This is a genomic window from Curtobacterium guangdongense (assembly GCF_049341845.1).
GTDB lineage: Bacteria > Actinomycetota > Actinomycetes > Actinomycetales > Microbacteriaceae > Curtobacterium > Curtobacterium guangdongense.
Genome location: NZ_JBMPIT010000027.1, coordinates 1 through 1,162, shown reverse-complemented (window position 1 = coordinate 1,162; position 1,162 = coordinate 1). Strand labels below are relative to the sequence as shown.

Annotated in this window: 1 protein-coding gene; it reads left to right on the top strand. The window is 66.0% G+C overall.

The features are described from left to right. Positions 1-1,153 (top strand): IS30 family transposase (locus ACO0E1_RS18895; RefSeq protein WP_422875575.1); only part of this gene is annotated, 1,153 nt, incomplete at its 5' end. Positions 1,154-1,162 lie beyond the last annotated feature (9 nt).

Below are 1,162 nucleotides of genomic sequence, written 5' to 3'. Positions count from 1 at the left end.
GGAGTTTCGTGCTGTGTTCTTCGGGGTGTTGCGACGCTCGGGGACGCTGACGGAGGCTGCATCCGTGATGGGTGTGAAACGCTCGACCGCGGCGATGTGGGTCTCGGACGCTGGCGGGGTGATCGCCGCGAACCACGGGGCGTCCGGGGTGCGGTTGTCGTTGGCCGAGCGTGACGAGATCGCGGTGCAGCACGCTCAGGGCATGGGGGTGCGTCAGATCGCGCGTGCGCTGGGTCGTGCGCCCTCGACCATCAGTCGGGAGCTGCGAGCTGGCGCATCGGCTCGCGGGTACCGAGCCGGGACTGCCCAGCAGCGGGCGTGGCAGCGTGCTCGTCGCCCGAGGCCCGGGAAACTCGCTCGGAACGACCGGCTCCGGGAGTACGTGCAGACTGGGTTGTTGCAGAAACGTTCCCCGGAGCAGATCAGTTTGCGGCTCCGGCGGGCGTTCCCGAACGAGTCGGAGATGCGCGTGTCCCACGAGACGATCTACCAGGCATTGTTCGTGCAGGGTCGTGGGGAGCTGCGTCGGGAACTGACAAAGTGTCTGCGCACCGGGCGAACGCTCCGGAAGCCCCAAGGCCGAGTCACTACCCGCGCGTCGAAGATCGCGAACATGGTGATGATCACCGACCGGCCGGCCGAGGCCGACGACCGCGCCGTCCCGGGGCACTGGGAAGGAGACCTCATCATGGGTGCCGGGAACCGGTCCGCGATCGGCACGCTCGTCGAGCGGAGCACCGGGTATCTGATGCTGCTGCACCTGCCCGGTTCGCACGGCGCGGAACAGGTCCGTGACCAGATGATCGAAGCGATCCAGCGCATGCCTGCCGAAGCCGCACGATCAATCACCTGGGACCAGGGCATCGAGATGACCCGGCACCGAGAGATCACCGTCGCGACCGGAGTGCAGATCTACTTCTGTGACCCACACGCGCCCTGGCAGCGAGGCAGCAACGAAAACACCAACGGGCTGCTCCGGCAGTACTTCCCCAAAGGCACCGACCTCTCCCGCCACACCACCGCCGAGCTCCAGTTCGTCCAAGACGAGATCAACGACCGACCCCGTAAACGCCTCGACGCGATGACTCCCGCCGAAGCACTCAAGCAACTACTCTCACGACCAACAGAAACAGGTGTTGCAACCACCACCTGAATCCACCCA